At 58.2% G+C, this 13238-nt stretch carries 14 protein-coding genes; 4 read left to right on the forward strand and 10 right to left on the reverse strand.

Going from position 1 to position 13238, the window contains the following annotated elements:
* The first annotated feature begins 53 nt into the window (after positions 1-53).
* Complete coding sequence (locus N7922_RS01420; RefSeq protein ID WP_263098932.1) at positions 54-1145, forward strand: iron-containing alcohol dehydrogenase family protein; 1092 nt, start codon at positions 54-56, stop codon at positions 1143-1145.
* A 2-nt stretch (positions 1146-1147) separates the two neighbouring features.
* Here the strand turns inward: N7922_RS01420 and nikR are convergent, their stop codons facing one another.
* Genes nikR through nikA form a run of 6 tightly spaced genes read right to left on the reverse strand, consistent with a single transcriptional unit; the run spans position 1148 to position 6425 of the window.
* Positions 1148-1549: a nickel-responsive transcriptional regulator NikR gene (gene nikR / locus N7922_RS01425; RefSeq protein ID WP_263098933.1), complete on the reverse strand. Its 402-nt coding sequence runs from the start codon at positions 1547-1549 to the stop codon at positions 1148-1150.
* Positions 1537-2322, reverse strand: a complete 786-nt coding sequence (gene nikE / locus N7922_RS01430) for a nickel import ATP-binding protein NikE (RefSeq protein ID WP_263098934.1) — start codon at positions 2320-2322, stop codon at positions 1537-1539. Before nikE ends, nikR begins: the two co-directional genes overlap by 13 nt.
* Positions 2319-3083: a nickel import ATP-binding protein NikD gene (gene nikD / locus N7922_RS01435; protein WP_263098936.1), complete on the reverse strand. Its 765-nt coding sequence runs from the start codon at positions 3081-3083 to the stop codon at positions 2319-2321. The genes nikE and nikD overlap by 4 nt, the downstream gene beginning before the upstream one ends.
* Complete coding sequence (nikC, locus tag N7922_RS01440) at positions 3083-3916, reverse strand: nickel ABC transporter permease subunit NikC (RefSeq protein WP_263098937.1); 834 nt, start codon at positions 3914-3916, stop codon at positions 3083-3085. The genes nikD and nikC overlap by 1 nt, the downstream gene beginning before the upstream one ends.
* Entirely contained in the window at positions 3916-4857 is a 942-nt protein-coding gene (gene nikB / locus N7922_RS01445) for a nickel ABC transporter permease subunit NikB (protein WP_263098938.1), read from the reverse strand. The genes nikC and nikB overlap by 1 nt, the downstream gene beginning before the upstream one ends.
* Complete coding sequence (nikA, locus tag N7922_RS01450; RefSeq protein ID WP_263098940.1) at positions 4854-6425, reverse strand: nickel ABC transporter substrate-binding protein; 1572 nt, start codon at positions 6423-6425, stop codon at positions 4854-4856. The genes nikB and nikA overlap by 4 nt, the downstream gene beginning before the upstream one ends.
* 163 nt (positions 6426-6588) lie before the next feature.
* Between nikA and N7922_RS01455 the strand changes: the two genes are divergently transcribed.
* Complete coding sequence (locus N7922_RS01455; protein ID WP_263098941.1) at positions 6589-7320, forward strand: substrate-binding domain-containing protein; 732 nt, start codon at positions 6589-6591, stop codon at positions 7318-7320.
* Here N7922_RS01455 and N7922_RS01460 read toward each other — a convergent pair.
* The 4 genes from N7922_RS01460 to N7922_RS01475 all read right to left on the reverse strand — a co-directional run bounded on the left by N7922_RS01460 (position 7282) and on the right by N7922_RS01475 (position 11068).
* Entirely contained in the window at positions 7282-8052 is a 771-nt protein-coding gene (locus tag N7922_RS01460; RefSeq protein WP_263098942.1) for an ABC transporter ATP-binding protein, read from the reverse strand. The genes N7922_RS01455 and N7922_RS01460 overlap by 39 nt on opposite strands.
* Positions 8049-9050, reverse strand: a complete 1002-nt coding sequence (locus N7922_RS01465) for a FecCD family ABC transporter permease (RefSeq protein WP_263098943.1) — start codon at positions 9048-9050, stop codon at positions 8049-8051. The genes N7922_RS01460 and N7922_RS01465 overlap by 4 nt, the downstream gene beginning before the upstream one ends.
* Complete coding sequence (locus N7922_RS01470; protein WP_411554161.1) at positions 9037-10092, reverse strand: ABC transporter substrate-binding protein; 1056 nt, start codon at positions 10090-10092, stop codon at positions 9037-9039. The genes N7922_RS01465 and N7922_RS01470 overlap by 14 nt, the downstream gene beginning before the upstream one ends.
* Before the next feature lie 115 nt (positions 10093-10207).
* Positions 10208-11068, reverse strand: coding sequence for a LysR family transcriptional regulator (locus tag N7922_RS01475; protein WP_263098944.1), 861 nt, complete (start codon positions 11066-11068; stop codon positions 10208-10210).
* A gap of 99 nt (positions 11069-11167) precedes the next feature.
* Between N7922_RS01475 and N7922_RS01480 the strand changes: the two genes are divergently transcribed.
* A complete protein-coding gene (locus N7922_RS01480; RefSeq protein ID WP_263098945.1) occupies positions 11168-11674 on the forward strand; it encodes a phenolic acid decarboxylase in 507 nt (168 codons plus the stop codon).
* Positions 11675-12100: 426 nt separating this feature from the next.
* Positions 12101-13237 carry a UDP-4-amino-4-deoxy-L-arabinose aminotransferase gene (gene arnB / locus N7922_RS01485; protein WP_263098946.1) on the forward strand — a complete coding sequence of 379 codons (1137 nt, stop codon included), beginning with the start codon at positions 12101-12103 and terminating at the stop codon, positions 13235-13237.
* Position 13238: the final 1 nt, after the last annotated feature.

Genomic DNA, 13238 nt, shown 5'->3' on the forward strand with positions numbered 1-13238 from the left:
ATTTTTGTAGCATGAGCTGATAATGCTATTTAATTAATTCAATGGACAATTCAATGCTTGCGATAAAAACGCCGCAAACCTGGTTCCACCAGTCAGGTATTCGTCATGACGCAGGGGAATATATTTCGCCGCTGTCACAGCATATTTTAATTATTACCAGTGCGCAGGCCTGGGCGCGGGTAAACCCGGCGCTGGAAAGCAGTTTGCGCGCCAGCGGCGTGAAATGGCAGACCGAAATCATGACCGGCTATTGTACCGACGAGCGGGTGGCGCATTACGCCCGGCGCGCGCGCAAACTGGGGGTGCAGTGGATTGTTGGCGTGGGCGGTGGTCGTGTACTGGATACCGCGAAAGCCGTGGCGGATGCGCTTGAAGGCGGCGAGTCTGTCACCCTCCCGACGGTCGCCTCTACCTGCGCGGCCTGGTCGCCACTGTCGGTGTTTTATACCGAAGAAGGCGGGCAGATCCGCAGCCAGCCGTTGAAAACATTGCCGCGACTGGTGCTGGTGGACAGCGAAATTATTGCTCAGAGCGACGTGCGTTATTTAAAAGCGGGCATTGTGGATGCGTTGGCGAAATGGTACGAATTCCGTCCCTATTTACAACATTCGCCGGATAACCTGGCGTTGCAGCTAAAAGTGCAGACTGCCCGGCTGGCCGTGGATATTTACGAAAAACACGGTGTGCAGGCGGTACAGGATAATAAAGCGCAGGTTGTCAGCGAGGCGTTAATCAATGTTATTGATGCCAATATTGCGATTGCCGGGTTGGCCAACAGCATTCGCGGCGAGATCCCCACGCCTGGCGTCGCACACGCGATTCATAACCGCTTAACCTACGAACCGGCGCTGCGCGACTGGCTGCATGGCGAGCGGGTAGGTTACAGCTTGCTGGTGCAGTCGTTCCTCGAAGGCGACGGTGAAACGCCGGACGCCGCGCTGTTGAGCTTACTGCGCCAGTACGAGATGCCGCTGACGCTGGCGCCGCTGAAAGAGATCCGCCTGGCGGTGATCCAGGCGGTGGCGCGCAGTATCAACTTTCCTCGCGCGGCGGCGGAGCATTTACCGTTTTCGCTGGAGCCCGCGCGCATTGAACGGGCGCTGCGCCTGACGGAGCAATTTTTCACTCCCCGCTATGCGCTCTAGCATTACTCTTCTGCCGCCAGGCATTGCAAATGGCCGTGGCGCACGCCGCGCTGGGCGATAACGTCGTCGGCAAAATGCTGCACTTCGCCCATTTTGCCTTTCAGCACGGCGATCTCTAAGCAGTCGTCGTGGCTGATGTGCACATGCAAGGTGGCGACAGATAAATCGTGATGATGATGTTGCGTGGCGACGATGCGGCTCGCCAGATCGCGTTTCTCATGTTCATACACATACGAGAGTACAGCGTAGCCCTGCTTTTCATTGTCCTGCGCGGACTCCTGCGCCAGCGCGCCGCGCAGAATGTCCCGCAGCGCTTCTGAGCGGTTGTTGTAGCCACGGCGCTCGCTGAGGTTATCCAGCGTTTCGAGCAGGTCATCATCCAGTGTTATGGTCACGCGTTGCATGGCAGGATCCTTTGTAATGAGCGGGGGAAGGCGGGCAGTACCGCCTGTTGCAGCGTTTGCCCGGCCAGAGAGGTAAAACGCAGCGGTGTGGCGACGTCCAGCGTTTCAACAATCGCGCCGTTCTCCATCACCATCACCCGCTGGCAAAAGCGCTCCACCAGGCGTAAATCGTGGGTGATAAACAGGCAGGCGACGCCGGATCGTTCTTGCAAACGTTTGAGCAGGCGAATCACCCCGGCCTGGAGCACCAAATCCAGGCTGGAGACGGCTTCGTCCAGAATCAGCAACGTGGGTTCCACCGCCAGCGCGCGCGCCAGACACACGCGCTGCAACTGACCGCCGCTCAGCTGCGGCGGGCGTTTGTCCAGCAGTGTGCTCTCCAGTTCGACATCGTCCAGCAACTGCGTAATGCGCGCCTGCTGTTCCGTTTTCGACAGCGTTAACAGATGGCGCAAGGGTTCGCGCAGAATGTCGCGCACGGTTTTACGCGGGTTCACCGCGCTTATCGGATCCTGAAAGACCATCTGAATATCGCGGCGAAAGGCTTTGCGGGCGCGGGCATCAAGCCGGGAAAGCGGCGTACCCTGCCAGACCACATCCCCCTCGTTTGGCGTTTCCAGCCCGACCAGTAGCCGCGCCAGTGTGCTTTTACCACAGCCGCTGCGCCCCAGTAAGGCAACCGTCTCGCCGCTCTTCAATTGCAGGGAAATATTGTCGAGGATCCGTTGCTGATGATAGCCATGAGACAGGCCGTTCACATCCAGCAGATTCATGAGGTTAGCTCCATCCCGTACAGCGCCAGATGCGCCGCCACCAACTGGCGGGTCACCGGATGCTGCGGCGCGTGAAACAGTGACGCCACCGCGCCATATTCAATAATGCGTCCCTGATCCATGACCGCAACGTCGTCCGCCAGGCGCGCTACGACGCCCATATCGTGGGTCACCAGCAGCATACCGGGCTGGCGCTTGCGAACGATGCTCTCCAGTAAATCCAGAATGCGCGCCTGCGCCACGGCATCCAGATCGGTGGTCGGTTCATCGGCAACGATATAGGCCGCATCACTGAGCAACGCCATGGCAATCATCATTCGTTGCAGCATGCCGCCGCTCATTTCGAAGGGGTAGAGCGACAGCACACGTTGCGCTTCTTCCAGCCCCACATCCTGCAATGCCGCCAGTAGTGTTGCGTCATCCGCGGGTTTGCCCAGCGCCAGGCAGGTTTCCCGTGCATGTTCCGCCATGGTGCGCAACGGATTAAACGCGCTGCGCGGGTTCTGCATTACCGTCGCCACGGTTACGCCGCGTAGCGCCTGCGGGCTGGCAATCGCGCCATCTGCCAGTACCCGGCCTGCGGTTTGCCGCACGCCAGGCGGTAAGACGCCGAGCGCCGCCGCGCAGGTCAGCGATTTGCCGCTACCGCTGCCACCCACCAGTGCCAGCACGCGCCCGCGTTGCAGCGTTAACGAGACGTCCTGCACTAGCGGGCGTTCCGCATGCAGGGTAATACTCTCCAGACTTAATTGTGCAGGCATCAGTGGGCGTGCTCCGTTTCCAGATGAGGATCAAGATGGTCGCGCAGGGCGTCGCCCACCAGGTTAAATGCCATCACGCTGATAAACAGCGCCAGTCCCGGCCACAGCATTTGCAGCGGCTGCGTCCAGATGTATTGCCGTGCGTCGTTGATCATCACACCCCATTCGGCGGTGGGCGCGGTGACGCCGAGGCCCAGAAAGGACATGCCCGCCACGTGCAGCATCATATGACCGATATCCAGCGTCGCCAGCACCAGCAGCGACGGCACCACTGCGCCCGCCAGGTGATCGCGAAAAACATGGAGAGAACGGGCGCCGCTTAGCCGTGCCGCCAGCACATACTCGCGCCCGCGCAGGGAGATCACCAGGCTGCGCACCATGCGGGCGTACCAGGCCCAGTGGGAAAGGGCGATGGCAATGATGACATTGGTCAGCCCGGTGCCCAGTACGCCGACCATAAAGAATGAGAGGATTGAGGTGGGGAAGGTCATAAAGATATCCGCCACGCGCATTATCGCCTGGTCAACCCTGCCTCCCAGCAGTCCGGCGCAGCCGCCTGCCGTTAAGCCCAGCGCCAGTACAAGTAACAGGCACAACATGACCGACCCCAGCGAAACACGCGTGGCAGCCATTAAGCGCGAGAAAATGTCGCGCCCGAGATGGTCGGTACCGAGCCAGTGCTGGCTGCCTGGCGGCAAGAGCCGGGCTGGTAAATCAATGACCTGCGGATCGTAAGGCGTCCACCACTGGCAGGTCAGGGCAATGACCAGCAGCAGGAACAAGATCAGCAACGCAATACGCACCGGCCAACGGGCCGTGTTCAGAAAGTGCATCAGTGCGCTCCTTCATGGTGACGAATACGCGGATCCAGCGCTGCGCTCAGCAGGTCCACCGCCAGGTTGCACAGCACAAAGACCATGACCATCACCAGCGTAAAGCACTGGATCACCGGATAGTCGCGGTTAAAAATCGCCGACACTGCATAGCGCCCGATACCGGGCCAGGCGAAGATGCTTTCGATGATCATCGTGCCGCCAATCAGCTCGCCAATGTGCATTCCCAGCGCAGTAATCACCGGAAGCGATGCATTACGCAGAATGTGCCGCCGCTCGGTTTGCCTTTCGCTTAAGCCCCGCAACCGCGCCCAGGTCACATGGCGCTGTCCGGCGGCTTCCAGCATGCTGGCGCGCAGCAAACGGGCGTTAATCGCCAGCGACATAAACGCGATAGAGAGCGCGGGCAGGATCACGTGCTGCCAGCCGCCATAACCCAGAGCGGGTAGCCACTGCAAATGCACCGAGAAAAACATCACCAGCAGGAAGGCCAGCCAGAAGTTAGGCATCGACACCCCGAGGAACGCGATTGCCCGTACGGCAAAATCCGGCAGCCCGTCGCGGTGGCGCGCCGCCCAGATGCCGAGTGGAACAGAGGTGAGTAAAATCAGCACCAGCGCCGCGCCCGCCAGTTGCAGCGTGGCGGGCAGAAAGTGCAGCACATCGTCCAGCACCGGGCGTTGCGTGGCATAAGAGAGGCCGAAATCAAGGTGCAGCGCGCGCCATAGCCAGTGGCTATATTGCGCGATCAGCGGCTGGTCGAGACCCAGTTGGATGCGGGTGGCGGCAATCATCTCCGGCGTGGGTGGCAGGTTTGACAGCCGCAGATAATCCATCGCCGGATCGCCAGTGCCCAGGCGCAACAGCAGGAAAATCACCACCGAGGCGGCGAAGATCATCGGGATCAGCAACAGCAGTCGCTTACAGATATAGCGGCTCATTTTGCGGCGCCTGGAATGAGCTGATCAAAGGGGATCTCCGACGCAATAGGGGCGAAAGGGATGGTCCCCAGTTCGGGTTTCGCCACCACCATCATCGAGATATAGCTAATCGGCAGATAGACCGCGTCGTTATGCAGACGGGTGAGAATATCCCGGTACAGCGCCTGACGTGCGGTTTCCTCGCGGGTGGTCAGCACCTCGCCGATCTCTTTGTCGATCACCGCCTTGTCCGGCAGGCCAAGCTGCGCCTGATAATCCGCATGCGACGGGACGCGCATTGAGCTCATAAAGGCGTGCGGATCGTACGGCGCGCCCCAGGTGCGGTTGAAAATCATGCCGAAACGCCCGTCGCGCTGACGAGCATAAATGCTGCTCTCTTCCTCACCCACCAGCGCAACGTCCACGCCGATGGCGCGCAGATTGGCCTGAATGATCTCCGCCATTGATTTACTTAACGCATCGGTGCCGATAAATGCCAGTTCGACATGCAACGGCTGCCCGGCTTTTTCGCGGATGGTTTTCCCGGCGGGTAACGTCCAGCCCGCGTTATCCAGCAGCGTGCGCGCCTGCGCCGGATTATACTGGCGCGGTTTCAGGCCAATATTGGCATACGGCACGGATGGGGCGAACAGCGTATCGGCAACCTGCTGTGTGCCATACAGCGCGCCATCAATCAGCGTCTTTTTGTCCACCGCATAGTTCAGCGCTTCACGTACGGCTAACTCGTTCGTTGGCGCGCGCGCCGAGTTCAACGCCAGCATCACGGTCTCCATCGGGGCGGAGAGCTGTGTATGCCACGCCGGATTCTGGCTGAAGCGGGCAAACGTATCCAGCGGCAACAGCCCTTCGTTGCCGTACAGCAGATCGATATCCCCGGTTTCAAATGCCACGGCGCGGCTGGTCGGATCGGGGATCACGTTGACGATGACTTTACCGAATGCCGGTTTTTCGCCCCAGTAATGTTCATTGCGCACCAGCACGTCGTACTGGTTCAGGCGCGACTCCTGCAACACCCACGGCCCGGTGCCAATCGGCGCGGTGATACCGTCCTTTGTTTCGTGTTGTTTAAATTGCGATGGAGCGATAAAGCGAAACGGGCGGGGCAGGGAGAGTTCTTGCAGGAAAGGGTAGTAGGCGCTTTTCAGGGTGATTTGTAACTGGCTGGGGCTGAGGGCTTTGACGTCGGTTATCTGATTGGTTAGCTCCAGCCAGGCGTGGCGTTGGCGGTTATCCAGCACGGCGCGGAAATTTTCCGCCGCCGCCTGGGCATTAAAGGGTTCGCCGTTGGAAAATGTGACCCCCTCGCGCAGGGTGAAGACCCAGGTTTTGTTGTCTTCCGAGTGCGTCCAGCTTGTCGCCAGCCAGGGTTTCACACTGCCGTCGGCCTGGTATTTCACCAACGGTTCGTAAACCATGCTTTGGGCGAACATCTGGTTCGGGGTGTAAAGGTGTGGATTCAGTGGGCCAACATTCACCGGCCAGGCGGTGGTGAGCGTCGGTAAGGCCGCAGAAACGGCGAAAGATGCGCAGAGCAGCAGCAGAGCGCCGGCTTGACGATGGAAAGACACAATAGGTTCCCTGACGAAAAGTATGGCGAAGAAGTATGATGATTTTAGATATTCATCATACGAATAGTATGTTTTGGATCAAAAACCCTGTGAGTTAAAGGGGTTTGACCGCACAGCCTGCACAGGTAGCATGACGGCAGCGTAATCAGAAGGATAAAAATCGATGACCACAACGCTGAATATCCTGGCGGCAGGGAGCCTTAAACGCGCCTTTACCCCGTTGCTGGCGGCTTTTCGCGCGCAGAGCGGCATGGCGGTGACGGCGGATTTTGGCCCGGCGGGGCTGCTGCGGGAGCGCATTGAAGCCGGAGAACCCTGCGCCCTGTTTGCTTCCGCCAATACCGCACACCCGCAGGCCTTACTGGCAAGCGGGCGCGCGCTCGACGTTCACACGTTTGCCGGTAACTGCCTGAGCCTGACAGTACGTCATAGCTCATCCACACAGCAGGCCGACTGGCTGACGCTGCTGGCGGATACCCGGTTGCGCCTGGCAACGTCAACACCGGGCTGCGATCCTTCCGGCGACTACACCTGGCAGTTGTTTGCCCATATCGACACCCTGCGCCCCGGTCTTGGGCAGCAATTGATGCAGCGCGCGTTGCCGCTGGTGGGCGGACGTGAAACCTTAGCCATACCGCCAGGCGAGATTGCCAGCGCGTGGCTGTTGCGTCAGGGATGGGCGGATATGTTTATTGGCTATCAGCACTATACACAGTGTCTGTCAGGGGAGGCGGACCTGCGGGTGGTGGCGATCCCGGCGGCGGACAATATTCGCTGCGACTATCAACTGGCGCTGCTGGAAACGCAGGCGACACCGCTGATGCAGTTTATTCTCTCTTCGCAGGGGCAGGCGTTGTTACAGGCCGCCGGATTCTTGCCGCCGCAGATCGAATAGCGGCACCAGCGCCGGGCCGTGTGCGTCATCAAGCTGGATGCGGCGTACCGGTATACCGTAGGCGCGTTGCAGGTTCTCTTCGCTCAGCAGGGTTTGCGTTTTTCCGGCGAGCCATTGCTGGTCCGGCAGTAGCAGTAGCGTGTTGTCGGCAACCTGCAAAGCATGAGTAGGATCGTGGGTGGTGAACACCACGCTGCGTTCTTCACGATGAGCAAGGTCGGCAATCAGCTGTAAGACGATTTGCTGGTTCGCCAGATCGAGTGCCGAACAGGGTTCATCCAGCAGGATGGTGCGATTTCCGCTGACCAGCGCGCGGGCAATCATCACCAGTTGTTGCTGCCCGCCGGAGAGCGTCAGAAAGGCGCTGTGGGCCAGAGGGTGGATATTGAGCCGACGCAGGGCGTTATCCACTTGCGCGTTGTCCTCCTTCGAGGGCATCGAGAGCAGTCCCACATGGCGGGCGCGGCCCATCAGCACCACATCATGAACGCTCCAGGCAAAGGCAGGACGAAAAGATTGCGGCACAATACCGATGCCGCCCTGCACGCTAAAATGGCCCGCCAGCGCTGACAGCACGCCGGTGAGCGTATCCAGCAGGGTGCTTTTCCCCAGTCCATTCGCCCCCAGGACTGCCCAGATTTCCCCCGGCTTGCAGCAAAAGCTGAGCGGTGAAAAGAGCGGCCGCCCGCGACCGTAAACCAGTTCTTCAACCGTTAGCGTGGGTTGTGTCATTGCGTACTCCTGCGGTTGGTGTGGAAAAGCAGTACCGCGAACACCGGTGCGCCAAGCAGCGCGGTGATAATGCCGATAGGGATTTCCGCCTGCGTCAGGGTGCGCGCCAGATCGTCCACCACAATCATAAAGCTGCCGCCAAGCCAGAAGGCGACGGGCAACAGGCGGCGGTGATCCGCCCCAACCAGCAGACGCGCCAGATGCGGGATAACCAGGCCGACCCAGGCGATGCTGCCGCTGACCGCCACTTGCGACGAGACCAGCACCGCGCAGCAGACCAGCACGCCGCGACGCAGCATTTTCAGCGGCACGCCCAGCGCCAGCGCATCTTTCTCTTCCAGCGCCAGCAGATTAATGCGCCAGCGCAACTGAAACAGCACCACGGTGACGAGCGAGACCGGAAGGGCCAGCATGGCGACTTTATGCCAGTTGGCGGTGGCAAAACTGCCCAGTAGCCAGAACACGATATTGGGTAGCGTCTCTTCGGTGTCAGCCATGTACTGCATCAGGCTGACCAGTGCGGCAAAAAAACCGCTGATGATAATGCCTGAGAGGATCAGCATCAGGGTGTTTTCCCGCTGCTGTAACGCGGCGATAAGCCAGACCAGAATCAGTGCACCAAGGCCAAAACCAAAGGTGGAGACCATCATGATGAGCGGGCTGACGCCAAGCAAAATGGCCAGCGTTCCGCCAAACGCGGAGCCGGAGGTCACGCCAATAATATGCGGATCCACCAACGGGTTCTGGAACACGCCCTGCAACACGGCGCCGCACAGCGCGAGCGCGCCGCCCGCCAGCAAAGCCAGCAGGACACGCGGCAAACGCACCGACCAGATAATCTGCCCGGCAGTTCCCTCGCCTGGAAAGGTAACAATCTGGTGCATCACGTCGCTAAGCCCCAGTCGGTACTGGCCCAGGCAAAGCGAGGCCAGCGCCAGGCACAGCGTCAGGACAATAAACCCGCCGTGCAGCAGCGGGTAGCGGTTAGTGACTTGCATTCGCGCGCCAGTCAACACGGTAGAAGCGCTGGTAATATTTCTGCGCTTCGGCGTCGACATTGACCCCTGCATAACGTGCCGGGTAGAGCTTTTTCGCCATCCACAGCTCGCCGATGGCCAGCGCTTCCGGCATCGGGTAGCCCCAGGCTTTGGCGTATTCCGGCATCAGCCAGACGCGGTGGTTTTTCACAGCGTCGATGTTCTTCCAGCCCGGATCGTTCTCGATGGCGGTCACCACTTCCGGGTAACGATCCTGCACAAAAATGACCTGCGGGTTCCACTGAATAACCTGCTCCAGCGACACCTGACGCGCGCCTTTAATGGTCTCTGCCGCCACGTTTTTCGCGCCAGCGTGCTCCATCATCAGGCCGGTATATTTACCGGAGCCATAGGTATTCAGGTCCGGGTTGGCCATATAGACGCGGATTTTGTCTGCTTCGGCAATCTTCGCCACCGGGGCGTTCGCTTTCTCGCGCGCGGCAAAGGTGTAGTGGATCAGATCTTCTGCCTGTTGTTTGCGATCCACCACGTCGGCGATCAGGCGGATCCCCTGTTTCAACCCCTCGTTGTAGGCTTTCTCTTCATCGCCCATGGTGGGGTTCATTTTGTTTTTCTCCCCGGCCGCATCTTCACGCAGCGACACGGCGACCACCGCGATCCCGGCCTGTTCGATCTGTTGGATCATATCGGCGGGTGCATAGTTGGCGATAAACACCACCTGCGGGTGCAGCGCCAGCAGGCTTTCAATGTTCACCTGGGTCAGGTCACCTGGCATCGGGAGCGTTTCAATTGCAGGCATAAAGCGGGCGAAGTCCGGGCCAAGCTGCTTTTTCCAGCTACTGAGGACGCCAACAACATCGTCTGCGGCGTTGAGCTGCACCAGCAGGTTGAGGGTCTGGTGTTGTAACACCACCGCGCGGGTGACATGGTCCGGCAGGGTGACCTGGCGTCCCAGTTGATCGGTGAGGGTGCGTTCTGCGTGGGCAAACAGGCTGGCGCAGGCCAGCGTAAGGCCCAGCATCAATGATGTGATTTTTGACATGGTATCGCTCTAAAAGGAGTTGGCGATGTGTATTAGATTATATAACGTGTGTGCCTGCAAACATTCCCCGCAGGAAATTCAGGGGTATACAGGCAGCGCACGTTTTTTAGTGTGCTTATGCCTGTTTGAAGAGCTGCAACAGCCTTTCTACCTGCTCATCCAGCGGGGTGAGATCTTTTTTCACAATCAGATGCAGTGGCGTGGCGCGCCGCACACCGTGGCTGAGCGGCAGGATGCGTAGCGTGCCGTTAGCCAGCAAGGGCTGGATCCGCTCTTCCGGTAGCCAGCCATAGCCCACCTGATATTGCACGGCTTCAACGGCCGCATCGATGGTGGAAAAGGTCCACGACGCCTGCGCCACCGGGCTTTGTCGATCATCACCTTCGGCAATGCGGATCAGCGGCCAGGCGGCGAGCATCGCTTCGCTGACCTGTTCGGCGGCGCACAGCGGGTGATCCCGGTGCGCCACGGCGACAAAATCGATATTCATCAGCCATTCGCCGCGCCCGGTCAGATCCTGGCGGCGAGTCAAAATCATCACATCCGCCTGCGCATGCACTGGCAGGTCGGCAGAGGCGGTTTCCAGGACTTCGGTCAGGCGCACCTGTGTTTGTGGGTAGCATTGCTGAAACTGGCGCAAAATGGCGAATAACCGCGAGCGGGGAAAAATGCTGTCCACCACCAGATCCAGCCGCGTACGCATGCCGTTACGCAGCGTGGCCGCGCGGGTTTCCACCCAGTCAAAGGCTTTCAGCAGCGGGTTGACCTGCTTAAGCAACTGCTCGCCAGCAGGCGTCAGCACCGCGCGCCGCCCCTCTTGCATCAATAACGCAACGCCCAGTCTTTCCTGCAACAGCGCCAGGTTATAGCTCACCGAAGACTGGCTGCGGTGCGTCTCTTCGGCGGCTTTCGCAAAGCTGCCCAGCTCCACCACTTTTTGCAGTAGCGCCCATTGTTCCAGCGTGGTCTTGTGCATAACTCATCTAAAAATTGAATGAATGTGATGCAAATATAGCGTTTTTTATTGATTTTTTGCAGGCGTACGATGGCGGTATTCCAACAGAGGAGAGAAAAAATGAGCACCTTTGATAAACACGATTTAAGCGGCTTCGTCGGCAAACATCTGGTTTATACCTACGATAATGGCTGGAACTACGAGATTTACGTGAAAAACGACGCCACGCTCGACTACCGCATTCACAGCGGCATTGTGGCGAATCGCTGGGTGAAAGATCAAAAAGCATTTATCGTTCGCGTAGGCGAAAGTATCTATAAAATTTCCTGGACTGAGCCAACCGGCACCGATGTCAGCCTGATTGTGAACCTCGGCGACCGCCTGTTCCACGGCACCATTTTCTTCCCGCGTTGGGTGATCAACAACCCGGAAAAAACGGTCTGCTTCCAGAACGATCATATTCCGCTGATGGAGTCTTACCGCGCAGCAGGCCCGGCTTACCCGACGGAAGTGATTGATGAATTTGCCACAATTACCTATGTGCGTGACTGCGGTGCCAATAACGACAGCGTGATTGCCTGTGCCGCCAGCGAATTGCCTGCCGGCTTCCCGCAGAATCTTTCGTAATTTATTAACGCTATTTAATATATTTCAACGGTTACGATTGAAATAATTAATTGCATAACAGTATTATTTTTTTTGATCTTGTTGCCGTGTTGTTTAAATAGGCACATCCACGCCCTTGTATACAGTGCCAGGGCGTGGATTGTTACAGTTATTTGACATTGATCACATCGATCCTTCGCATGAATATGATTTAACTTATTGTTTTTATTTGATATTTCAACAATATTATATTTCTTATTTCCCTCTTTTCTTAATCTTGTCCTAATATTCAATTGATAATATTCAGAAATAAGTTGTGATTAATGATTATTGGGACAACCGGACGTTCATTATATTTCGGTTTAACTTCCATCCGCCATTTTACTCAATAGCCGCAAAGTGTCTTTGTGGGGTCCTTTAACGCGTCTGTGACGCAGGGAAAAGAAGATGAGTGATTTTCTACCGTTCTCACGCCCCTCAATGGGGGAGGAAGAACTCGCCGCTATCCAGCAAGTGCTGGCATCAGGTTGGATCACGACCGGCCCGAAAAATCAGGCTCTGGAAGAGGCTTTCTGTACGTTAACCGGTAACCGTCATGCCATTGCCGTGAGCTCGGCGACGGCCGGGATGCACGTGACGCTGATGGCGTTGGGCATCGGGCCGGGGGATGAAGTCATTACGCCATCAATGACCTGGGTGTCCACGCTCAATATGATCGTGCTGCTGGGCGCAACGCCGGTAATGATTGATGTCGACAAAGATACGCTGATGGTCACGCCGGAAGCGATTGACGCGGCAGTTACTCCGCGCACCCGGGCGATTATTCCGGTGCACTACGCCGGGGCTCCGGCGGATATCGACGCTATCCGCGCGGTGGGCGAAAAGCACGGCATTGCGGTGATTGAAGACGCCGCGCATGCTGCCGGTACGTACTACAAAGAACACCACGTTGGTGGGCAGGGAACCGCGATTTTCTCCTTCCATGCCATCAAAAATATGACCTGCGCTGAAGGCGGGTTGGTGGTGACGGACGATGAGCAACTGGCCAACCGCATTCGCAGTCTCAAATTCCACGGCCTCGGGGTGGATGCCTACGATCGTCAGACGCACGGTCGCGCGCCGCAGGCGGAAGTTATCTCTCCGGGTTTCAAATACAACCTTGCCGATATTAATGCCGCCATCGCGCTGGTGCAGCTCGGCAAGCTGAAAACGGCGAATGCCCGTCGCCACGAGATTGCGCAGCGCTACTTGCGCGAACTCGCCGATACGCCTTTCCAGCCGCTGGCGCTGCCGTCATGGCCGCATCAGCATGCCTGGCATCTGTTTATTCTGCGTGTCGACGAGCAGCGTTGCGGCATCACCCGCGATGCATTAATGGAAACGCTAAAAGCGCAGGGCATCGGCACCGGCTTGCATTTCCGCGCTGCGCATACGCAGAAGTATTACCGCGAACACTTTCCTGTCTCGTTACCGAATACCGAGTGGAACAGTGCGCGCATTTGCTCTATCCCCCTGTTCCCGGACATGACCCATGACGACACAACCCGCGTCATTGACGCGCTCCATCACATCGCAGGACGCTGAT

It is taken from the genome of Kosakonia sp. ML.JS2a (assembly GCF_025642095.1).
GTDB lineage: Bacteria > Pseudomonadota > Gammaproteobacteria > Enterobacterales > Enterobacteriaceae.